The sequence below is a fragment of the Pseudomonas californiensis genome (genome assembly GCF_021147775.1).
Lineage (GTDB): Bacteria > Pseudomonadota > Gammaproteobacteria > Pseudomonadales > Pseudomonadaceae > Aquipseudomonas > Aquipseudomonas californiensis.
The window spans coordinates 1-23,224 of the sequence record NZ_JAGTPK010000021.1; the positions used below are offsets into that span (position 1 = coordinate 1).

Sequence of the window (23,224 nt, forward strand, 5' to 3'; positions counted from 1 at the left end):
TTGCTGCTGAATGGGCATAAAAAATCCGATGCCAGAGGTCTGACATCGGATTCTCTATAAAGCCCGGCCTGGACTCAAATGCTTAAGTGAACAGTATTACACTGCCGACCGGGCTTTCGCAATTCACGTCTCGCGAGCGCAGCAACGCCGCAGGTGACTGAATGCCGAGAAAGCCTTGAGCCAGAACCTCGAGAAATGCGGCATACGGCGTCGCCAGGTGCACGACAGCCGTGTAGTCATCCAGCACATCCGTGCTGCGGTATTGCCGAATGTAGCCTCCCGCGGTGCTGGACTGGGTCTTCGGGTTGGCCATGTGATCAAGGTTGGCTTTAACGGCAGCCGCCGTGAACGGCGTGCCGTCGGTAAAGCGCACGTCTTCGCGCAAGTGGAAGGTGTACGACAGACCGTCGTCAGACACTTCCCAACGCTTGGCGAGCCATGGACCGATGTGTCCTTCAGCATCCATCGACACCAGTGAGTCGAGGTACTGTTGCGCGACGAACACCTGCGGCATGTCACCGGCCACATGGGGGTCGAGGCACGTGGGTTCGCGGTCCGTGGCGTATACCAGCGTGCCGCCGCTGACAGGCTTGTCGCTACGGGCTGTGGTGGACTCGGTCTGGTTGCAGCCCAGCAGAACGCCGCACAAAGCAACCATGCCGACCAAGGGCTTGAGGTGGATCAGCAGCGTGGATGGCTGGCCGTTGAGCCGGCTATCACGCCGTACATACAGGTCGTCTTTTCGCATGGGTCCTGATGCCTTTAGTTCGGAAACAGGGCCATTGCACAAGACATGCCGGGTTTTTCGGGCAGCAAAACCGCGGAGGAGCGGCCATCTCCGCTTTCAAAAAACGACAATGTGCGCAGGTGCTGTTGGTGTGGCAACAGGGGGTTTTTTTCATGGCATGGATGAACGAGTCTGGTTGCGCAACAAGGCTCCGGGCGTTTGAATACAGCATTTGATGCCCGTGGAGAAAAAATGCGGACGCCTGATTTTCTACAGCCAATCGTGATCAATCCGGATGATTACCTCGAGACACCAGATGGCCGAGTATTTACTCCCGAGCGGAATCAGCGAGCCTGGCAGCATGCCTATGCCGAACTGGATACGGCCTTGAGCAAGGCCGAACCGGGCACCAGGCTTTACCTCGTCATAGGCGTGCAAGGGGCCGGAAAATCCACGTGGATTCGTAACAATATCGAGCGACTGGGGAACCGCGCCATTATCTTCGACGCTGCGTTGCCCAAGGCGCAGCACCGGGAGAAAATCATGGCGTTGGCCATGCAGCACAGCGTACCTGTAACCGGCGTACTGATTCAGGCGAGCCTTGAGATTGCGCTTTTTCGGAACAACTGCCGCTCAGCTGACAAGGTGGTGCCTGAAGACGCGGTGCGCAACGTATTCAACATGCTTGAGCCGCCACATACTGATGAGGGCTTCGCGAACATTGAATACGTCGACACATGCGCTCAAGGCCACCCATCAACGGTTCAGGACGGAAAGCGCAACGGCGATGCGGGTTGACGCAGCGCTGCGGGGTCGCGATAACGGGCGCCGAAGTGGTCGTGGGGCAAGCGCGCCTGCCCGGCCCCAAACAGCCGTTCACGCAGTGTTTCACCTTCATTGTAGCGCTCGCGGAAACGACCTCTTCGACGCAGCTCCGGGATCACCAGCTCGATGAAATCCCGGGCTGTCTCAAAGGACAGATACTGACGCAGATTGATGCCGTCAATGCCGTCCACGTCCAGCCATTTTTCAATCGCATCGGCCACGACCGTTGGCGTGCCCGCCACAAAAAACCGTTCCCGATTGAAACCTTCCAGTTGCGCGAGTACCGAGCCGACCGTTGCCCCTTCAGGATGACGCTTCAGACTCTGCCAGCCTTTCACCTGTCGGATGATCAGCTCGCTGATCAGGGTGTCCCGCGGATAGGCGGTCAGGTCAACCGCCGATTGAGCGTGAGCCAGTGAGGCCTCGACGCTCATCAGCTTGCGGTAGCTGTCGAGCTTGTTGCTGACTTCCTCATCAGTACGACCGACAATGACCCCGGCCATGACAATGAACTTCAGGCCAGACGGATCGCGCTCATGGGCTATCGCCTTTTGACGCATTGCATGGATGCCAGCGCGGACTGCCGCCGTGTCCACGCCGCCGGTAAAGACCACCTCGGCATGGCGTCCGGCAAATTCGATCCCGGCGGGCGATCCTGTGGCTTGAAACAGGACCGGCGTGCGCTGCCGCGAAGGCTGGCACAGATGCGGGCCTGCCACCTTGAAGTGCTCACCGACATGATCGATGTAGCGCACTTTTTCCGGATCGGTGTAGATACGCTGCTCGCGGTCCTGAATCACCGCATCGTCATCCCACGAGCCCTCCCACAATTTGTAGAGCACGTCGAGGTACTCGTCGGCGATTTCGTAACGATGGTCGTGAACTACTTCGGTATCGTGTCCAAAGTTGCGAGCGGCGTTGGGCAGATAAGACGTGACGATATTCCAGCCGATCCGACCCTTGGTCAGGTGGTCGAGTGTGCTCATGCGCCTGGCAAAGGCAAAGGGTGGCTCATAGGTGGTGGAGAATGTCGCACCAAACCCCAGATTCTTCGTCACGGCCGCCATTGCCGGAATCACCAGCAGCGGGTCGTTGCTGGGAATCTGCATCGCTTCACGGAGCGCAGTTTCCGGCCCGTCACGGTACCGGTCATAGGTACCGATCACGTCGGCAAGGAACACACCATCAAATGTGCCGTACTCCAGCAGCTGGGCCAGTTCGGTCCAGTATTCCAGGTCATTGAAGCGGTGCCGGTTATTATCGGGATGCACCCAAAGGCCATGAACGATATGGCTGACGCAATTCATTTCAAACAGATTCACGTGCAGTTGCTTGGGCACTGAAAACACTCCTTTGTGAACATTGTTCGCAACGCCTTGACGCACGGTCCACCAACGAAAGCCTTGGCCGGCGTGTGATCCGTAATGACCCGGGTTACGCAGAAAGGTGGCAGGCGGATGGGTTGAGGTGTCGCGAGGATAAGCAGGCATCCATGAATGGCCGCACGCGACCTGATGACCGGGTTGACTCATGAAGCCGGTCTTGCGCGGGCCTTGGTGCGCTGACAGGCAACTATGCAGCGACCATGCCACGCACAAATGCCCTCGCACTGGCATTGAATTCGCGAAGCGTCATAGCCGGCCGCTGTCTACATGGCTGCAATCTGCCCATTCGCTGTTGCCATTTGAACAGTGTTCAGGCTGCCGATGCCGATGGGTTCAAGACCGCTGTTGCGCGGTCTGTTTGGCTGCGCTATTCAAGTCGTGAAGATGATAGCGAAGCGCAATCAGTCAAACCCTTTTCTGCGTACCAGTCGCGCTTAATCCATTGTTTTCAGAAAAATATGAATTTTTCCCACCTCGTTTTGTTCAGATGGGCAGGAGCAACGATCTCACAGGACGTTGCAAGGCTTTTAGTTAGTTGAATGCAAGGCTGAGGGAACACGAAATGGCTCAATCACAGCAGTATGGAAACTCTCCGTCAGACCAGAGCGTGGTATTGGTCGTGGAAGACGAGCAGATGATCCGCGACTTCGTCTGTGAAATCCTGGAGACGGACGCGGGGTTGCGGACCAAGGCCGTGGAAAACGCCGACGAAGCGATGACCTACCTCCAGCAGCACACCAATCAGGTCGCCTTGCTGCTGACCGACGTGCGCATGCCTGGCAGCATGGACGGTATCGGGCTGGCCAATCGCGTGGGCGAGCAATGGTCGCACATCCCTATTGTGGTGATGTCCGGTCACGGCACGCCTGGCAGTGACCAGTTGAAAAAGGACGTGCTGTTCATCGCCAAGCCGTGGACTATCACTCAATTGGTTTCCGGGGTGATGAACAGCCTGGGCTCCGAATACATGGACAATCTTTCGGCTGAAAAACCCAGCTGACCGCCTGCTCGCCCAATCCAGCGCTGATCGCGCGCATCATGCTGAACCGGCACGAACGTGTCGGCCAGCGTCAGAAGCCGACAGTCGCGGACATCAGATAGGTCCTCGGGGTCGACAGTGTCAGCCCTGGCTCGCTGTCGTCGGAGGCACCGGCGGAACTCCAGTAATGCTTGTTCATTACATTCTCGACACTGGCGCGTAGCGTGACATCCTTCTGATCGACCTTGAACGCGTAGCGTGCGCCTACGTCGAAGCGCTCCGATGAGTCGATGTCTTTGGTGTTGGCCTGATCCAGGTATTGCGAACTGGTGTAAATGCCCCGGCCGGTCAACGTCAGGCCCTGAACGTTCGGTACGTCCCATTCCGCACCCAGATTGACGTTGTATTTGGGTGTGGCGGGCGCACGGTTGCCATCGAATGCGCCATTGACGGTTTCTTTGAGCTCACTGTCGATGTACATCACACCGCCAAGCAGACGGAAGCCCTTGAGCGGCTCACCGAAAACGCTTAGCTCAACGCCGTCATTCTGCCGCTTGCCGTTGGGACCAAAGAGCCGGGTTGTGGCGTTGGTTTCGTACGCAGGCTGCTTGATGCGGAACACACTGGCGGTCAGGGCGAAGGAGCCCAGATCGTACTTGGTGCCGACTTCTATCTGACGGCTGACGAAAGGCGGAAAGATCTGATCTTCGTTGACCGACGTCGAAGGTGCAATCTTGCCCTGGCTGAGGCCTTCCATGTAGTTGGCGTAAACCGACAGCTCATCGCTGACCTTGTACAGAACGCCACCGGAAGGCGAAACTTTCTCCTCATCGTAGGCCGTTGCGCCTTTGACGTTGTCTGTCCAGTCATCGACTTTCACACGTTGCCAGCGTGCGCCCAGGGTCACCAGCAGCTGGTCATCGAAAAAGCCCAGTGTATCGGTCAAAGCCAGGCCGCTGAATCTGTTTTCCGTGTACACCTCGGAGTCAATGCGGGTCGGGTTGCCCGGCGTCGGCGTCGGCACCGGATTGAACAGATTACTGGGCGCCGCTGCGTAGCGCGCCCCGCCATTTTCGAAGTCCATGTAGAAATAGCTGGCAGCCAGATTGACCTCATGGCTGACCGGACCGGTATGAAACCAATTGCGCACCCCAGCCGTCGCCGTGCGGACATTTTCGTCGCGGGTGAAGTCGCGTGGCTGAACGCTGAAGTCGCCCGCGTCGTTGGTGATGGACACCGCGTGGCGCAGGAAATCGTGATTACTCTTGCGTGCACCCACACTGCCGTAGAGCAGGGTTGAATCGTTGAGGTCGTATTCGGCGTTTACCGTGCCGAAGGTGTCTTTGGTGTGTGCGTAACTCCAGGACTGGGCGTAGTTCTTGCGCACGTCGTTGGCGTTCGGCACCTTGGCGCTTGCACCAATCTGCACCCGCTCCTGCGGCGCATCGGTGTCCCGTTCGGTGTGGCCGATATCTGTCGACAGGCGCAGTCGCTCGCCACGAAAGTCCAGCCCCAGCACTGCCATTTCCCGGTTCACATTCTGGTGATCCCACGCCGTGTCACCGGACTGCTTCACGCCATTGAAACGGATGCCGAACTTGTCCTCGTCGCCAAAGCGGCGGGCAATGTCCACGGCACTGCCAACCTGGCTGTCCGAAGCGTAACTGCCGGTGAACTCGGTGAGTGGCTTGTCCGGGGCGCGTTTGGGCACTACGTTGATCCCGCCGCCAACGCTTCCGCGTGGCGAGATGCCATTGATCATCTGGCTCGGGCCTTTGAGAATGTCCACTCGCTCGGCCATTTCCATGTCGATCGTATAAGTAGGCAAGATGCCGTACAGGCCGTTGTAGGACACATCGCTGTTGAACAGGCTGAACCCACGAATAGTGAACTGCTCATAGCGCCCGCCGGCAGGGTTCGTGGCACGCACCGAGGGGTCGCTGGCGATCAGATCGCCTAGCGTACGGGCCTGTTGGTTTTTCACCGTTTCGCGGGTGTAGGTGGTCATGCTGAACGGCGTATCCATGAAATCCCGCGAACCGAGCATGCCCTGAGAACCTCGCCGAGCGACCTGACCACCGGCGTACGCCTGGCCGTCGGTTGACGCACTGTCACCGAGAATCGAAGTGGGCGCCAGTTGCAGACTGCCGTTCTCCGGCGCAGGCATGAGGGTATAGGCCTGCTCACCCACTGACATCAATTGCAGACCAGAGCCTTGCAGCAGGCGCGCAAAGCCCTCTTTGACCGCAAAGTCTCCGGACAATCCGGCACTGCTGCGGCCGTTCACCAGCGCGGGATCCAACGACAGATTGACACCTGCCTGCCCGGCGAAACGTGTCAGGGCAGCACTGAGACTGCCCGCTGGGATTTCATAGGCACGACGCTCCGAGGTTTCGGCCCAACTCGGCGCGATGAACAGCGGACTGGAACCCAGAGTCAGCAAAAGGCTGATGTGCAGCAGCGGGCGCAAACGATAGGGAGGAACTGCGGACATGAAGGGAAGCTCTCGTATTTTGTTCACTTGCCTGGAATGACCAGCGAGGCGAAAAAAAGGGACACGCTTCATGCATTATTTTTTGGTCGGTTGTTATTGCGCGGTACCAGCGTCACCCAATAACGGGTTCGTGTATGCACCTCCAACGGCAGCGTGGCAGCCAACAGCGATAGCACACGGTCGGTATCGTCGAGGCGAAAACTGCCTGTGACCCTTAGCGCTTCCAGCTCGGGCTCCCAACGCAGCAAGCCGGACCGGTAACGACCCAGTTCACGCAAGAAACTGCCGAGAGGCTGGTTCTGCGCGGACAGTACGCCTTCGCGCCAGCCAGGCAGTTGGGCGTCGAACCCACTGATCGCGCCTGCACCGGTTGCTTGCAACGCGATTTGTTGTTGCCCACGCAGATCTATTGAAGGTCCTTGTCGAGGCTGCAATCTGACCGTACCGTTGACCACCGAAACACGACAATCACTCTCGCTGAGGCGCACGCAGACTTCGCCCTGACTGACGACGATACGACCATATGGGCTGGCGATCGCCAGCGGCGCGTTACCCGGCACCTTGAGCGAAATTTCACCGCGTAGCAGCGCGAGCGTGCGAGTTGCAAGATCCACGTTGACGGCACTGTCGGTGTTCAATTGCAGCGTGCTGCCGTCGGCAAGCGTGATATTTTTATGCTCGCCAATGGACGTCGAAAGGTCGGCACGCCAACTGTCCAGCGGCATCTGGCGTCCCAGCAGCCAGACTGCCGGGACCAGCGTCGCAAGGCCAAGCGCAGTTTTTAGCGCAGCGCGGCGGGATTTGTCAGGGCGGTCAAGCGTGGCCATCGCCAACTGAGAAGGCAAACCGGAAAACCGCTGGCGCAATTGTTGCGCCTTTTGCCAGGCGCGCTCATGGCGAGGGCAGCTGTCGCGCCAGTGCTGCAGCCTGACGTGGTCCTCATCGTTCGCGTCTGCCGACTCCAGCAGCGCCAGCCATTGTGCAGCGCTGCGCAGCACCTCACGCTCTTCACTGGAAGGTGCCGAGCGAATCACCAGTCCACCAGCAGGCAATGCTCGTAGGCTTGCGTCATGTAACGCTTGATGGTGCGCTCGGACACGCGCAGGCGTTCGGCAATCTCCCGGTACCCGAGCCCTTCGAGCTGACTCAATAGAAACGCGCGGCGCACTACCGCAGAAAGACCATCAAGCAGTTCATCAAGGGCCTGCAGCGTCTCCAGCAACAACCAGCGCTGTTCAGGCGACGGAACATGTTCTTCCGGCAACTGTGCCAACGCAGCAAGGTAGGCGTGCTCCAGGCTGCGACGCGCGTAGAAGTTGCTCAGCAGCCGTTTGCCAACGGTCAGCAGATAGGCCCGAGGCTCCTGCAGATCGGCGATCTGCTGAGAGCTGGATAGCACTCGCAGGAAGGTATCCTGACTCAGGTCCGCAGCATCCCATGCGTTACCCATACGCCTGCGCAGCCAGCTCTCCAGCCAACCATGATGGTCGCGGTAAAGGGCATTGAGCGAGTACCCCGCTGGCGTCACTGCTTCATTCATGTCAAAGAGCCTTGGGCGTTGGATGCAGTAAATGAGACTGATTCTAATTAGTGTCTTATGCAGAAACCAAGCTATTTCTCTTGCATGTGCTGGCAATGAGTTGACTGGCAGGTCGGCTGGGGACCGCCAAAACTCTGCTGACAGATGCCCTTCAGCGCGCCCTTCCACGTTCCGCCTGACAAAGACCACAAGTGCCACGCCAGAGCGATCCGGTTGAACCCTCACGCCCTGTACGGTCTGAAACTCCACGACGTTTCATTCATTTTCATGCCTTTAAAGGAGATACCCCATGACTCAGACCGCTTTGGTTGTAGGAGCCAGCGGCATCGTCGGCAGCGCAATCACTCAGTTGCTGCTGGAGAATAACTGGCAGGTCGCGGCCCTTTCGCGCAGCCCTTCGAAGGCGGAAGGCGTAATTCCGGTGGCTGCAGACCTGCAGGATCCAGCGTCTGTGAACACTGCGCTGGCTGAACTGAAACCGACCCACGTCTTCATTACCACCTGGTCGCGCCAGGCCACTGAAGCCGAAAATATTCGCGTCAACGCCGCCATGGTGCGCAACGTGCTGGACGCGGTTCGGCCTGCTGGCAGCGTGAAGCATGTGGCCCTGGTCACCGGCTTGAAACACTACCTCGGCCCATTCGAGGCGTACGGCAAAGGCACCCTGCCCCATACACCGTTTCGTGAAACTCAACCGCGCCTGGACATCGAAAACTTCTACTACGCCCAGGAAGACGAGGTGTTCGCTGCCGCAGAGAAAGACGGCTTCACCTGGAGTGTGCACCGTCCGCATACCGTGACCGGTGTGGCGGTTGGCAACGCGATGAACATGGCAACCACCCTCGCGGTCTACGCCACAATCTGCAAGGCCACCGGGCGTCCGTTCGTGTTCCCCGGTTCGCGCGTGCAGTGGAACAGCCTTACTGACATGACCGATGCCAGGCAACTGGCCCAACAACAACTGTGGGCGGCCACCACGCCTGCTGCTGCCAATCAGGCGTTCAATATCACTAACGGTGACGTCTTTCGCTGGAGCTGGATGTGGGAACAGATTGCCGATTATTTCGGTATCAGCGCTGCGCCTTTCCCTGATGAGGTGACGCCGCTCGAGTCACAAATGGCCAACGATCAAACGGTCTGGACTGACATCGCACGCGAGCACCAACTCAAGGAAAGTGACATCAGCCGCCTCACGTCGCCTTGGCACACCGACGCCGACCTGGGGCGTCCGATCGAGGTGGTAACGGACATGTCCAAGAGCCGCAAGCTTGGCTTCACGGCATTTCAGGCCAGCGACGAGGCGTTTTTCAACGTGTTCGATCAGTTGAAGCGTGACCGCCTGATACCCTGAGCACATTGCTCAAGCCTGCTGTGGCGCTGAGAGCGCCAGCGATTCCGTCGGTGCTGAACCGAAACACCAGGGCACGCTGTCGGAAGATGCTGGCGCTTTGCCGGTAGTTGCAGGATAAACTGCACGGCTTCGCCAGACGTCTGCTGCACCAACCGCATAATGAGCCTGCTCCAATGATTGAAGATACGGATATTGCATACCCCTTCCTCAGTGGCGGGGGTGAGATGGGTGCCCGGATGCGTGCTCATGACTGGGGGTCGACGGCATTGGGCTCGCCGGATACATGGCCTCAATCGCTTCGCTCGGTTGTCTCGACGTGCCTGAATTCCTCCGTTCTGGGCACGGTGCTGTGGGGGCCGGACTTGATCATGCTCTACAACGACGCCTACATCGCATCCATGGCTGATCGTCATCCGAGCGCTCTTGGCCGCCCGGTTGCCGATGTGTGGGACACCGCATGGGACGTTGTCTCGCCACCCTTCTATCGTTGCATGGAAACTGGCGAAGGCTTTTCGCAGCGCGACGTCGAACTGCCGATGATTCGGCGCGGCAAGCCTGAGATGACTTACTGGGACTTCAGCGCCGCACCTGTTCGCGGCGAAGATGGCCGCATCGCGGGGTTATTCAATCAAGGCTTCGAAAGCACCGACCGGATCATCAGCGAGCGTGAGCGCACCCGTGCAGAAAACCAGCTGCGAACCCTCAACGAGACGCTGGAACAACGCGTCCGGGAGCGTACCCGTGACCGAAACGATCTCTGGGAACTGTCCTCGGACATCATGCTGCGCTGCGGTTTCGATGGCGAAATCCTGTCGGTCAATCCCGCATGGTTTGACGTGCTGGGCTGGACGGAAGCGGAACTGGTCGGCAACACGATCTTCGATTTCATTCACCCCGGCGATCTGAACACCACGCTCGAGGGCGCGCAGCTGTCTGCCGAGGGGCGCTCATACTCACGTTTCGATAACCGTTATCGTCGCAAGGACGGTACGTACCGTTGGATCACCTGGTCGACCCGGCCCGGCAGAGGGGTGATCAACGCCGTAGGCCGCGACTTCACCCTGGAGCGCGAGCGGCTCGAAACCCTGAAAATCACCGAAGAAGCATTGCGTCAGTCGCAGAAAATGGAAGCTGTGGGCCAGCTTACGGGCGGGCTCGCACACGACTTCAATAACCTGTTGGCCGGCATATCGGGCAGTCTGGAGATGATGCAGGCCCGCATCAATCAGGGCCGAATGGAAGATGTCAGTCGCTACATGACGGCGGCACAGGGCGCGGCCAAGCGTGCGGCGGCGTTGACTCACCGGCTGCTGGCGTTTTCACGGCGTCAGACGCTGGACCCCAAACCTGTGGATGCTGACCGATTGATCCGTGGCATGGAAGGCCTTGTTCGGCAGTCGATAGGTCCGGCCATCGCGCTGCAGATCATCGATGCGCATGACGTGTGGCCGGTGCTGGTTGACTCGTCGCAGCTTGAGAACTCGGTGCTCAATCTCTGCCTGAACGCGAAGGATGCGATGCCCGACGGTGGCAGGATCACCATCGCGCTCTCCAACGTACGCCTCGATCAGGACACATCCAAAACGTATGACGTCCCCGAAGGCCAATACCTCTCGATTTCTATCACCGATAACGGCACAGGCATGACCCCCGCAGTCATGGCGCGGGTGTACGAGCCGTTCTTCACCACCAAACCCATTGGCTCAGGCACTGGCCTGGGCTTGTCCATGGTCTACGGGTTTGCTCGCCAGTCCGGTGGACAGGTGCGTATCCGCTCGCAGGTTTCGGAGGGCACCACAGTCTGCCTGTATATGCCCCGTCATTACGGAGAAAGCCTGACCGATGAAGGGTCTGTGAATGCAAGGCCGATCCTGCGTGCCGAGCATGGAAAAACAGTGGTAGTGGTCGATGACGAGCCTACCGTGCGCATGCTGGTGACGGATATTCTCAAGGACATGGGCTACGCCGCCATTCAGGCAGAAGACAGCATCGCTGGCTTGAAAGTACTGCAGTCGAATGTGCAGATAGATCTGCTGGTCACCGACGTCGGCTTGCCCGGCGGCATGAACGGTCGGCAAATGGCCGAAGCGGCGCGCATGTTGCGTCCCGACCTTAAAGTACTGTTCATTACCGGCTATGCGGAGCACGCAGTCATTGGTGAAGGGCAACTGCCGGTCGGCATGCAGGTACTGACCAAGCCTTTCGCGGTAGACACCATGGCCGCGCGGATTCGCGAAATCATTGGTTCCTGACACCTGCCCCCTTTCGTACCGATGTGACAGTTATATCAAGCTGCCTTTCAGGTCTTTCATAGAGACGGGACGCGACCGTTATAGTGCAGGTCGCGTTGCCCTTTCCTTCTCTATCAAGGACGTTACATGCCCCCATATTTTCTGCCGCTCGCACTGGTTCTCGCGCTGACCGGCTGTGCCCTTGCACCACCCGCAGCCGTGCACACCAAAGACCCGGCCAGCTCGACGCTGCAAGGCGATCCTAGCCGACCGGCACAAGCGCAGTGGCTGCGCACCGAGCTGTACTTTTCCACGGGAAGAATCGATGGCAATCAGGAAGGCACGATCAGCCCGGCGCGCTGGCGTGAATTCCTTGATCAAGAGGTCACGCCGCGCTTTCCGGATGGTTTCAGCGTGCTGGACGCCTATGGGCAGTGGCGTGATCACGGTGCCAAAGAACCTGAGCGTCTGGGCACCAAAGTCATCGTGATCCTTCACGAAAGCAGCGCCCAGCGCGAAAAGGACATTGAGGCGATACGCCTGGCCTGGAAGCGCATCACCGGTGATCTTTCGGTATTGCGTCTGTCGCAGCCTGCCGACGTCTCGTTCTGAATACGCTGAGTCCTTAAGCCTGACCACCGTCACCGGTAACCGCTGCCCCTGAAGGCAGCGGTACTCGTCAGAAACCGTAAGTGACCCGTGCGTAGTAATACGCACCGTTGGTGCCGATCGGTGACAGCACATCGTACGGCAGATTGCCGCCGTAGTTGATGGCCGAACTTGAGCGTTCCGGGTACTGGTCGGTCAGGTTGTTACCGCCCACTGCAACGTCGAACTGTGGGGTGAATTTGTACTGCACCTCGGCGTCCAGCTGCCAGACCGGGTCGTAGGTCTGCTCGGGCTGGGAGTCACCAAAATCAAACACCCGCGTGGTCTTGCCCTGCCGTGTCAATCGTCCGAGCAACCCCCAGTGATCACTGGCCCAGTTGGTCGAAAACACAATTCGATCCCGTGGCGCAGCATCCGTCAGCGTGTTGCGCTCCTCGACACCGACCAGCGCGTCGCTGCCTATCCCCAAAGGCGTCAGTTGCGAGGGCGTGCCCTTGGTCCTGGTGACCTGCGTGTGGTTGTAGGTGTAGGCGCTGGTCAACCCCAACTGCCCCTGATACAGCGGCTGGTGGTAGTTGAGCACCAGTTCTGCGCCATTGGTGCGGGTGTCGGCAGCGTTGGTGAAAAAGTTGACGTCATGGACACCAGCAACCCCAAAGTTGTCGTTGACGTATTGCTCCAGCGCATCGCTGCCGATGCGCTGCGACAGGGTAATGCGATCCTTGACGTCGATATGAAAAACATCAAACGAGGCATCGAAGCGCTCGCTCAACTGGGCGGTGAGCCCCAGGCTGAAGTTTTTCGAGGTTTCCGGTTTCAGTTGCTCGGCACCCAGCGAGCGGGCGATAGGGTCATTGACCGACAGAACACGAATATCGGTCAGCGCACCGCCGGTACCGAAGTTGCTGGTGGTGTGCTGGAAACCCACCTGGGCCAGCGACGGTGCGCGAAAGTTGTTGGAGACAGCGCCGCGCAGCGCCCACTGATCGTTCAGGCGATAACGGCCACTGAGCTTGCCGGTGAGCTTGCTGCCTGCGTCGTCGTAACGCTCCCAGCGGGTGGCCGCATCGACAAACAGGCGGTCGGTCAGGTCGCCAGACAACTCGGCATACGTACCAAACACATTACGATCCAGGTCTGCCTCTTCGCCGGGTCTCAGCCCGTTGGCACCCTCGGCACCGCTGCCCACGTAAGATGCTGCATCGCCGGCAGTGGTCAGGTAATTCTCATAACGGTATTCGCCACCCAGCGCCAGCACGAAGGAACGGCCAGCCAGACGCAGTTCACGGGTAAAGTCGAGGTTGCCAGTGGTCTGACGCAGCTCGTAGTCTCCGGTGTCGAAACGCGTCGGTGAGTCGCTTCCCAGGCTGACATTCAGGGTGCGTCGTGTGGCTGACTCAAAGCGGTTGCGACCATGGGTGATGCTGCTGTCGAAGTCCCAGTCCTCGCCAGCCATGCCCTTGAAGCCCGCTGTGGCCGATAAGTCCCGGTTGGTGCCCAGCGATTGCGGAAGGTAACCGTTGGGGTAGAACTGTGGCTGATCCGTGGGGTAACGATAGAACTGCGCGCCGGTCGTGTGGCGCTCATTGAAGGTACCGAAAGAATAGGCCTTCCCCTCGCCCATCGGCAGTTCAGAGTTGAACCAGGCGTTGACGTCCCTCGCCAGCCCGTCGCCCATCACGTAATTGCGCTGGCCGGGGGTATCGGCAAAACCATCGAAGCCGGCACGGTTGGTCGGGTTACGATCCTTGTACTCAGTGCCTGCGCGAATGAAACCGCCGTCCTCACCCAGCCGGGTGCCGACTTTGGCAGTGGTCAGGCTGTTTTGACCATCGGTGACAGTCTTGCCGATGGCATCCTGATGCGTGTGATAAGCCCCGTAAGTCGTCGAGACCTCGCCACCTTCCGGTGCGTCATCAAGGATGATATTGATCACCCCGGCGATGGCATCCGAACCGTACTGCGCACCGGCGCCGTCACGCAGTACTTCGATGCGTTTGATTGCGCTGATCGGGATCGAGTTGAAGTCCACCGGCGCCGTGCCACGGCCGATTTTCGATGAATCATTGACCAGTGCCGAAGTATGTCGACGCTTGCCGTTGACCAACACCAACACCTGATCAGGGCTCATGCCGCGCAGTTGCGCAGCACGCACGTGGTCAGCACCGCCGGAGTTCGACTGGCGAGGGAAACTGAACGACGGCAACAGCGTCTGTAATGCCTGCCCGAGTTCACCATTGCTGGCACCGGCCGACTTCAAGTCCTCTGCGGTCAATACATCGACCGGTACGGGTGAGTCCAGCACCGTACGGGCCTTGCCTCGCGTTCCGGTCACCAGAACGGTGTCCAGACGTTTACCGTCGTCGGCCGCTGCGGCCACTTCTTCGGCCTGCGCCGGAAGTTGTGTGAGCGCAGAAATAACTGCCACAGCAATCAAAGAAAGTGAACGCTGATACATGAAGCAGCTCCTTTTGTTGCCGCTCATACTATTGCGGGGCCGGGCGTGATTGCGCGGCACACCGCAACCGTTGGGCGTGCTGTAATTTTTAGTAAATCAATGGACATCAAAGTGCGAAACGGCGTTGCCTGGCTTGCAGCCCTTGCCGTGTGGGCATTCCGTGCAAGTGTATAAATCCTGAAGGCGAGACTATACAAAGCAGTTCGCCGCGCAAAATAACCAATAAGCCTTAGGATATATCGCTGACAACATAACTATTAACTGTGCTTAATCACTGTTTGACAGGCAACAGAACTGTTGTTTATCAAACAGTAAATGGGAGAGCATCCTCAAATACAGCCAGCTCAAGGAGTAATAACAATAAGGCTGAAAGTACAGTTCCGCGATTGCCTTTGATACCGATATCTTTCAGCAGACTCAGTAAAGCATTGGGCAATTAGTCTAAATAATCCCGGAGACTGGCACCTGCCATGCTCCAGGATAAAGACGCACGCGCAAACTCGTTACGCGTTGAGCGGATCCGCCTATTTGCTCTGGGGAATCCATGCCGGGCTGGCGATAGATGCCGCGTCGCCGAACGCCGGTACCTTCTGCGCCAGGTCACGAACGTTTTTCACGTCCAGGTCCAGCAACTGCTGACGAGTGATCAGCGTCGGCGGCACCAGCACGCGCTGGCCTGGATTTTCTCCCGCAATCAGCATCGCCAGACTGCGCACGCTGATGGCGCCCAGCACTTGCGGATTGACCGCGGCGGTCGCCACCCAGGCACTGTCGGGTTCTTTCATGATCTGAATATCAGCGGTGGAAATGTCTGCGCTGTAAATCTTGATTTTCGAGCCCAGCCCAGCCTCATCCACGGCAATTTTCGCGCCTTTGGCGAACTCGTCGAACGGCGCAAAAATGACGCTGATGCCTGGGTTGGCCCGCAGCACAGCGCTGGCCTGGTCTGCCACCGAATTGGCAATCGGCGGGTTGAGCGTGCCAAAGCGGGCCTTTTCCACGATGCCTGGGTTCGCGGCCTTGACCTGATTCCAGATTTCATTGCGACGTTCCATCGGCGTGAATCCACTGATGTAAACGTAACCGGCTTCAAACGTGGTGCCGTTGTCTTTCAGTGCCTGCTCCAGTGCAAGACGTGCGAGCGCGTGATGATCCTGCTCGACCTGCGTGACCTTGGGGTTTTGCAGGTCAACGTCGAACGCGACCACCTTGATGCCTTTGGCGATGGCTTTATCGACCGAGTCCCGCAGGGTTTCAGCCAGGCCGAGCTGCACGATGATGCCGTCCACACCCAGGTCAATCGCCTGTTCGATCATTTCCCGTTGCGTTGCCGCCTGCTGCCGGGCATCGAACACACGCAACGTGGCGCCCAGCGCGGCAGTCTGTTTTTCCACGCCTTGCAGATAGGCTTCAGGGAAGTCGCCCGATGACAAATAGCCCACCAGGGCGATCTGCACCTTGCCCTTGTCGAACGGCGCAGGCGCGCCCGGCAATACGTCAGCTTGAGCATGCCACGCCAGACCCGACAGCAAGACACCGGCGACGCAGCGGCGAACGACCGTGCTTAACAATGTGTGACCCTTGAAGAATGCCTGCATGAATGCTCCTTGTGAGTGGTTGAAACGGGTCATCACCGTGTTCGCCGATCGAGACCAAAGGTGAACATCAGGGCCAATACCAACACCAGCCCCTTGACGAAATCCTGAGCGTAATAAGGCGCGTTGAGCATGGTCAGGCCGTTGAGCAGCGTGGCCACCAGCAACGCACCGACAAGGGTGCCGAATGCGTTGGGTTTTTTAGCGCCGAGCACGGCAAAACCGATCAGCGCGGCGCCCAGCGCATCGAGCACCAGCCCATTGCCGGAGCTGACATCGCCCCGCCCCAGCCGGGCCGCCAGCAATAAACCACCGACTGAAGCCAGCACGGCCGAAAGCACGTACGCCAGCAGCTTGTAACGCTGCACCGGTACACCAGCGAGACGCGCGGCCTGCTCATTGCCACCGATGGCGTAGAACAGCCGACCGATGCGCGCACGTTCCAGAAACAGCCAGACCGTTATTGCCGCGATGCTGGTCACCAGCACTGGAATCGGTACGGTATCCCACACGCGACCTCGCCCCAGCGCCAGAAAGGTACTGCTGAAAACGCCTTCTGTTTCTCGCCCGTTCGGCAGGGTCATGCCCACCGCAATCGAACGCCCGCCAGTCGGGATCAACTGAACGCCAATCACCAGAAACATGCTACCAAGTGTCGCCAGAATGTCCGGAATCTTGAGTTTGACGATCAGCCAGCCATTCAGAAGCCCGACCAGCGCGCCTCCTGCCAGGCTGATCAGTACGGCTGGCACGGCACCCCAGCCGAGCACGACCATCACATAACTCGCAATCATCAGGCTCATCGCCGCGACGGCGCCAATCGACAGGTCGAGCCCGCCTACCGCCATGGTCAACGTAACGCCCAGCGCCAGCAAGGCGACGATCGAGACCGACTGCAGAATGATGAACAGGTTGTTGACCCGCAGAAAAGCCGGCTCCGCGACACTGAAAAAGATCACGATCAAGGCCAGCACCAGCAACAGCCCATAGCGAATCAACGGCTCACGCCAACGATGGGATGGCGCAGTCTCATGGTTCAAGGGGGTTATCACTTCAGCCAATTGCTCTACTCCTTGGCGATTCGCTATCCGGGAAATGTCCATGCTCGGCGTCTGCGCTTTGGGTCAGCCTGGCCAAAAGCACGGCACGGGTGAGGTCTTCACGATCGTAATCGGCCACCACTGCGTAGTCCTTCACCACCAGAATACGGTCGGCAATGTCCAGCGCTTCGTCGATGTCGGCGCAGATGACCAGCGTGGCGCGCCCTTCGGCGTTGTTGCGTAACAACTGGCCAATTTCACGTCTGGCCCGTACATCGACCCCTTGAAACGGCTCGTCAAGAATCAACACCCGCCCGCCGCCCATCAGCCAGCGACCGATAATGACTTTCTGCTGATTGCCGCCCGACAGCGCGCTCATGGGCTGGTCGATGCCAGGGTTTTTGATCCCAAGCGCCAATACCTGATCGTTCACCGCCTGAGCCTCGAGCCGGGTCTGAATGAAACCGCCGCGCGAGAAGCGCTCCAAAAAAGGCAGGGTCAGGGTCTTGCGTAGCGAAAAGTCTGGCACCAGCGAATGAGTGGCCCGCCCTTCTGCTGCGTAGAAAACGCCAGCCTTGATCGCCTCATGTGGCGAGCCGGGGCGCCAGTCAGCATTGTCCAGCTGTAGATGGCCGGCTGCCGGATCACGCAAGCCGAACAGCATTTCAGCAATTTCACTTTTGCCTGCCCCAAGCAGACCGGTCATGGCGACCACCTGGTGCTCGTGCAACACCAGATCGAAAAGCGGCGTGTGTTGCGCAACCCGCGCTGCATGCAGGCTGAGTACCGGCCTGCCCGGCAAGCGCGGAACAAAAGGTTGTCGGTCCAGTGCTTCACCGAGCATGGCGTGGATAGCCTGCCGCAATTGCGACGCAGGGAATTGCCCCACCAGCCTGCCGTCCCGCAGTACCACGGCGCGCTGCGCAATACGTTGCAAGTCTGACAAACGATGAGAAATGTAAAGAATGGCGACCCCGCGCTCACGCAAGCTGTCGATCAGCGTGAACAGGCGCTGTGCCTCGGTATCCGAGAGCGCCGCTGTTGGTTCATCGAGAATCAGCAGGCGCGGCTGCAACGCCAGAGCCCTGGCGAGGACGATCAGTTGTTGCTCTGCCTGGCTGAGTCGTTCTACCGGCTGCTGCAGCGGCAGATCCAGACCCAGCCCCGCAGCAATTTGTGCTGCCCGGCTCAGCAGGCGTTTGCGGTTGACCCAGAAGTCGGCTCCCGGCAAACACAGTTCGTCGAGCACCAGGTTCTCGGCCACACTCAGCCCGGGTGCGATCCCGTCGCCCACCTGTTGGTGCACGGTCACAATCCCGGCCCGCCTCGCCGACATCGGCGAAGCAAAGTGCTGAAGCTGGCCCTGAACCCGTAACTCACCACCATCGTGGGGCAAGCTGCCCGCAAGTATCTTTACCAGCGTCGACTTTCCAGCGCCATTGGCACCCAGCAAGGCCACGACTTCCCCGGCAAAAATAGCCAGATCCACTTCGTCGAGCGCCCGACTGACACCAAAGTGCTTGCTCAGGCCACGCACCTCGATCAAGGGTTCGATGGCTTGGGTGGCACGTTCATTCATAAGCAGATTCCAGGCAAAACCCATCGCTGAAACGACCACGATGACAGGACGTTGAGGCGGGGATTAAAAGCGCTTGCTTATAAACATTCCAATAGCACTATCGAATAGAAAATGTTTTTTGGTTATAAGAATCCAGCTCTGCCTGTTTTTATTGGCACTTGAATACAGTTCGGAATGAAAAAAGGGCCGTAACGCATAAGCGTCCGGCCCCATCGGGTGTGAATGACTCGATCAGTTCAGGCGAAACGCGATCACGCTGTCGCCCAAGGTCGTGCCCAACGATCCATGACCGCCTGCGGCAATGATCACGTACTGCTTGCCGTCAGCGCCGAGGTAGGTAGACGGTGTCGCCTGTCCGCCTGCTGGCAACTGATACTGCCAAAGCAGCTCGCCGGTATTTACGTCGTAAGCGCGAAAGAAGTCATCCGCTGTCGAACCATGAAAGACCACACCACCTGCCGTGACCAGCGGTCCACCATGGGCCACCATGCCCACCGGGAAACCAATCGGGAAGCGTGGCTCCATGAACGTGGTTTTCAGATTTTTAGTGGTGCCTACCCTGCGTTTCCATTTGGTCTTGCCGGTGTTCAGGTCAACACCGACCATGGTCCCCCAAGGTGGCGCGGTGCACGGAATGCCCAGACCTGAGGCTAGTCGAGTGATACGAATGGCATAGTCACCGTTGAAGTTTTCGTTCCAGTACGGCTTGCCATCCTGCGTGAACAGGCGCTTTTCCTGTTCATGTTCAGTGCGCTTGATCAGGTTATAGACGTAAGCCAGCCGCACCGGCGCAGCGACCAGAAGCTGCCGATCGGGATCGACCGCCACCGAGCCCCAGTTGAACACACCAATATTGCCGGGGTAGATCACCGAGCCCGACTCAGTCGCAGGTGTCCACGGATTGCCGTCGTAGCGCAAGGTATTGAACGTGGTGCGACAGGCCATCTGATCAAACGGGCTGACGCCCCACATGGACTTTTCGGTAAGGGGTTCGGGAATAAAATTGAGCCGGGATACCGGTTGCGTCGCAGCAAAACGCTCGCCCGCAATGCCGCCCTTGGTCGATACGCTGACCTGGTCGACCGGCAGTATCGGCTCGCCGGTCAACCGGTTGAGCACAAACAGATTGCCGACCTTGGTGGGCAGCACCAGAGCAGGTTGCTGGCTGCCCTCTTTGCCCAGTTCAATCAACGACGGCTGTGACGGGTTATCACGGTCCCAGAGGTCATTGTTCGAAGTCTGAAATGTCCAGCGCAGTGCGCCTGTTTTGAGGTCCAGCGCAGCCAGGGCGTCGCGGAATTTCTCGGTGTTGCTGCCCGGCTCGCGACGCGTGCCGGTTTCGTCCGGTGAAGCGTTGCCGAACGGCACGTAGACCAGACCGTTTTTCACGTCAGCACTCAGCGTGGCCCACGCCACCGGCGTGTCTTGCGGGTAGATGGCATCACCAGCCAATGGCTGGGTGTTTTGTGGGTTGGCGGGATCGAAATTCCACACCAGCTCGCCGGTCATCACGTTGTAAGCCCGGATCACGCCTGAAGGGTTGCCCTGGTCGTAGCCGTTGTCCATGACCGAGCTGCCGATAATGATCAGATCTCCCGCAATCAACGGCGCAGCCGTCTGCATGAGAGCATGCGGGCGCAGCTTGCCCATGTTTACGCTGAGGTCGATGACTCCGGCATTGCCAAAGTCGGCGCAGAGCTTGCCACTGTCGGCATCCAGCGCCAGCAGGCGGGCATCGGCAGTGGCGGTGATGATCCGTTTGCTGCACTGCGCGGGACGTTGAAGGCTGGACGGTGGCGCTTGGTAATAGCTCACGCCCCGGCAGGTCTGATGCTGTTGCAGGTAAGAACGGTTTTTGTCCGGCGTATAGGTCCAGTCAGCCTTTCCGGTCTCAGGGTTCAGTGCATGTACTTCGTTATGTGGCGTGCACAGATACACTTTGCCGTTGACCTTCAGAGGGGTGGCCTCAAAGGTGTATTCGCTGGCGTCCTTGTCGGCGTCACGCAGATCCCCCGTGTGATATTCCCAGGCAACCGACAGCGTTTTGATGGTTTGCGGCGTGATCTGGTTCAGGTTCGAAAAGCGTTGACCGCTGTTGGTCCCGCCGTACGCGACCCAATCGTCGCCCGCGGTATCGGTAGTGCGCAAAGCAGCGGTATTGCCCAGCGTGCCCTGTACAGGATAAGGATCGTAAAACATCACGGCAATCACGATGGCCAGCATCACGCCCAGGGTGCCGCCCAGAAACGGATGAAACGCACGGCCTTCGGCAGGCACCTGCGCCCGGTAAAGCGGGCGCACTACCCACGGCAGTGCCAGCCACAGACCGATGAGCGCAAACAGATCGCCGCGAGGCACCCACTGCCATTTATCAAAGCCGACTTCGTAAACGATCCAGATCAGCACACCCCAGAGGATCAGCGCGTAAAGCGTCAATGCCGATTTCTTTCGCAGAAACAGCAGCACGGCTGTGACCAGAATGCCGAGGGCAATTACCGAATAGGCGGGCGAGCCACCGACCGCCACCAGTTGCGCTCCCATGACCAGCAAGATAATGCTCAGTATCGCCATCACGATACTTGTCAGTTTTAGAACCATCGTCCCTGCCCTGTGTTTATTGAACAAAAAAGTCTGCGATGCCGAGCGCTCGTGCACGCGGGCACCGCTGCAACAGGCGTGTCGCTACGCCGATTCGAAGTTGGACCACAGGGGATGGCTAAAATTGGCGGCCTGGCAGCAATGGAGAGGCTTCATCGACGGCCCGCTCGATGCGCAATACGCAGTAAAGCCATAAAAGCGGCACGATACGGGTTCATCGTGCCTCTGGGGGAAGGCGCTTGAAACGGCGCAGACTCAAGCCTTGCGAGTTGCATCATCCAGGGCGAGGATGGTGTGAGCATTGGTCACGGTGGTCGCCAGCGTGTTGATCACGCCGGAGCGCAACGCTCCCAGCGTGGCGGCAGCCTTGGTGTTTTCGCTGGCAATCGCCACCACATCAGGAATACGGAACAGCTCCTGCACGGTCAGCCCGATGATCCGGCCCTGAATGGCGTTGACCGCAGGCTGGCCATGAATGTCGATGAAGTCGTAACCCATCATGTCACCCACCGTGCCGGACAGGCGCGCCTGCGCGATTTCCTGGGGCGAGAACCAGCCCATGCGCACCATATTGCTGTTCTCACTCATGTCACCGATACCGATCAGGGCAATATCGGCACGGCGGGCACGGTCCAGCGTAGAGCGTACGGTGTCATTGCTGATCAGCACGCCGCGCAGCTCCGGATTGGCCACCAGCGCAGGCGCATAAAGGCTTTCACTCTCGCCGCCGAAGCGCAGGGCAAGGCGTCGACAGATGTGATCAGGGTTCATGTATTCGCCCGCCTTGAGCGAACCACCGATGGCGCAGACAAAAGTGCAGTTGCGCGTCACGGGCAAAAATACGTTGTCCGCGACTGCGCCCACGTTGCGCCCCATGCCCACCGCGACAATCATGCCGTCGCCCAGCGTTCTGTTCAGGTAGTTGGCGACCAGGCTGGCAACGGCCGAACGCTGGGTATCGGGATCGCTGTGGTCGACCGCGATCAGGGCACGATCAAGCTTGAAGCGCTCTACCAGCGCCTGTTCCAGCTCGTTGTTCATGGCCGGATGCTGCAACACCCGAACCTCGACAATGCCTTCATCGCGTGCGCGTTTGAGCAGTCGGCTGACCTTTGCCCGGGACAGGTCAAAGCGTTTGGCGATGGCTTCCTGAGTGACGTTCTCAAGGTAATAGAGCATCGCGACTTCGGTCATCAGATCGATGTCGCTGGCAATGCGCTGGCTACTGTCACTCATGTGGACGGGCTTCCGTTTCGACGTCAAAGGCGCATTCTCCCTACTGCCAGCCCTTCCCGTCCACTATTGATGCCCGTCACGCTCTATCGCGTTGATTCGATCGACCTTGGCACCGGAGCGTGCGGCTTCGAATTCCGACTCCAGAAACGACTTGACGATGCTCTTGGCCAGCTCAGCGCCGATCACCCGCGCCCCGATGGACAGAATCTGCGCGTCGTTGCTTTTGCGCGCACGCTCGGCGGAATAGGTGTCGTGCGCCTGAGCCGCGCGGATCCCCAACACCTTGTTGGCAGAGATTGCCATGCCGATTCCGGTGCCGCAGACCAGCACGCCCAGCCGCTGCTCACCGGCCTTGATGGCGGTGGCAACCGCCAGGGCAATGTCCGGGTAGAGCACCGGCGCCGTGGAATGAGTACCAAAGTCGGTCACTGGATAGCCCAGCGCCTCAATGTGATGTTTCAACAATTCCTTAAGCTCGTAACCCGCCTCATCGCATCCGATAGCCACCGGGAAAGGTGTGTTCATGGCGTTTGACTCCGCTGCCGTGGTCCGGCCCGAGACCGATCATATGATCAGC

16 protein-coding genes and 1 pseudogene are annotated in these 23,224 nt (G+C 58.9%); 5 read left to right on the forward strand and 12 right to left on the reverse strand.

Features of this window, described 5'->3' with window-relative positions:
* Nucleotides 1-100 precede the first annotated feature (100 nt).
* A pseudogene (locus tag KDX37_RS19310) lies at nucleotides 101-658 on the reverse strand (ABC transporter substrate-binding protein); the annotation flags it as partial.
* Between the two features lie 321 nt (nucleotides 659-979).
* Between KDX37_RS19310 and KDX37_RS19315 the strand changes: the two are divergent.
* Entirely contained in the window at nucleotides 980-1,525 is a 546-nt protein-coding gene (locus KDX37_RS19315) for an ATP-binding protein (protein ID WP_231654307.1), read from the forward strand.
* Here the strand turns inward: KDX37_RS19315 and KDX37_RS19320 are convergent.
* The gene (locus tag KDX37_RS19320; RefSeq protein WP_231654308.1) at nucleotides 1,492-2,892 is read right to left on the reverse strand and encodes an LLM class flavin-dependent oxidoreductase; all 1,401 of its coding nucleotides are present in this window, start codon (nucleotides 2,890-2,892) and stop codon (nucleotides 1,492-1,494) included. The two genes, KDX37_RS19315 and KDX37_RS19320, sit on opposite strands and share 34 nt — an antisense overlap.
* Before the next feature lie 607 nt (nucleotides 2,893-3,499).
* On the opposite strand from KDX37_RS19320, the gene KDX37_RS19325 reads away from it, so the two are divergent.
* On the forward strand, nucleotides 3,500-3,937 hold the full coding sequence (locus KDX37_RS19325; RefSeq protein ID WP_231654309.1) for a response regulator: 438 nt from the start codon (nucleotides 3,500-3,502) through the stop codon (nucleotides 3,935-3,937).
* A gap of 70 nt (nucleotides 3,938-4,007) precedes the next feature.
* Here KDX37_RS19325 and KDX37_RS19330 read toward each other — a convergent pair whose 3' ends face one another.
* The 3 genes from KDX37_RS19330 to KDX37_RS19340 all read right to left on the reverse strand — a co-directional run bounded on the left by KDX37_RS19330 (nucleotide 4,008) and on the right by KDX37_RS19340 (nucleotide 7,950).
* The gene (locus tag KDX37_RS19330) at nucleotides 4,008-6,410 is read right to left on the reverse strand and encodes a TonB-dependent receptor (protein WP_231654310.1); all 2,403 of its coding nucleotides are present in this window, start codon (nucleotides 6,408-6,410) and stop codon (nucleotides 4,008-4,010) included.
* Nucleotides 6,411-6,478: 68 nt separating this feature from the next.
* Nucleotides 6,479-7,444, reverse strand: coding sequence for a FecR domain-containing protein (locus tag KDX37_RS19335; RefSeq protein ID WP_231654311.1), 966 nt, complete (start codon nucleotides 7,442-7,444; stop codon nucleotides 6,479-6,481).
* Complete coding sequence (locus tag KDX37_RS19340; protein WP_231654312.1) at nucleotides 7,441-7,950, reverse strand: sigma-70 family RNA polymerase sigma factor; 510 nt, start codon at nucleotides 7,948-7,950, stop codon at nucleotides 7,441-7,443. The genes KDX37_RS19335 and KDX37_RS19340 overlap by 4 nt, the downstream gene beginning before the upstream one ends.
* Nucleotides 7,951-8,239: 289 nt before the next feature.
* Between KDX37_RS19340 and KDX37_RS19345 the strand changes: the two genes are divergently transcribed.
* The 3 genes from KDX37_RS19345 (at nucleotide 8,240) to KDX37_RS19355 (ending at nucleotide 12,144) form a co-directional block, all read left to right on the forward strand.
* On the forward strand, nucleotides 8,240-9,301 hold the full coding sequence (locus KDX37_RS19345) for an SDR family oxidoreductase (protein WP_231654313.1): 1,062 nt from the start codon (nucleotides 8,240-8,242) through the stop codon (nucleotides 9,299-9,301).
* Nucleotides 9,302-9,474: 173 nt separating this feature from the next.
* Entirely contained in the window at nucleotides 9,475-11,553 is a 2,079-nt protein-coding gene (locus tag KDX37_RS19350; protein WP_231654314.1) for a hybrid sensor histidine kinase/response regulator, read from the forward strand.
* Between the two features lie 126 nt (nucleotides 11,554-11,679).
* Complete coding sequence (locus KDX37_RS19355) at nucleotides 11,680-12,144, forward strand: DUF3574 domain-containing protein (RefSeq protein ID WP_231654315.1); 465 nt, start codon at nucleotides 11,680-11,682, stop codon at nucleotides 12,142-12,144.
* Between the two features lie 67 nt (nucleotides 12,145-12,211).
* Here KDX37_RS19355 and KDX37_RS19360 read toward each other — a convergent pair whose 3' ends face one another.
* From KDX37_RS19360 to rpiB, 7 genes are all read right to left on the reverse strand, one after another.
* Nucleotides 12,212-14,599, reverse strand: a complete 2,388-nt coding sequence (locus KDX37_RS19360; protein ID WP_231654316.1) for a TonB-dependent receptor plug domain-containing protein — start codon at nucleotides 14,597-14,599, stop codon at nucleotides 12,212-12,214.
* 524 nt (nucleotides 14,600-15,123) lie between these two features.
* On the reverse strand, nucleotides 15,124-16,197 hold the full coding sequence (locus tag KDX37_RS19365) for a substrate-binding domain-containing protein (RefSeq protein ID WP_231654317.1): 1,074 nt from the start codon (nucleotides 16,195-16,197) through the stop codon (nucleotides 15,124-15,126).
* Between the two features lie 32 nt (nucleotides 16,198-16,229).
* The gene (locus tag KDX37_RS19370; RefSeq protein WP_231654381.1) at nucleotides 16,230-17,246 is read right to left on the reverse strand and encodes an ABC transporter permease; all 1,017 of its coding nucleotides are present in this window, start codon (nucleotides 17,244-17,246) and stop codon (nucleotides 16,230-16,232) included.
* 1 nt (nucleotide 17,247) lies between these two features.
* Complete coding sequence (locus tag KDX37_RS19375) at nucleotides 17,248-18,813, reverse strand: sugar ABC transporter ATP-binding protein (protein ID WP_231654318.1); 1,566 nt, start codon at nucleotides 18,811-18,813, stop codon at nucleotides 17,248-17,250.
* A 231-nt stretch (nucleotides 18,814-19,044) separates the two neighbouring features.
* Nucleotides 19,045-21,411 (reverse strand): membrane-bound PQQ-dependent dehydrogenase, glucose/quinate/shikimate family, encoded by a 2,367-nt coding sequence (locus KDX37_RS19380; RefSeq protein ID WP_231654319.1) that lies wholly within the window; start codon nucleotides 21,409-21,411, stop codon nucleotides 19,045-19,047.
* Nucleotides 21,412-21,666: 255 nt separating this feature from the next.
* Entirely contained in the window at nucleotides 21,667-22,647 is a 981-nt protein-coding gene (locus KDX37_RS19385) for a sugar-binding transcriptional regulator (protein WP_231654320.1), read from the reverse strand.
* 63 nt (nucleotides 22,648-22,710) lie between these two features.
* A complete protein-coding gene (rpiB, locus tag KDX37_RS19390; protein WP_231654321.1) occupies nucleotides 22,711-23,172 on the reverse strand; it encodes a ribose 5-phosphate isomerase B in 462 nt (153 codons plus the stop codon).
* Nucleotides 23,173-23,224: the final 52 nt, after the last annotated feature.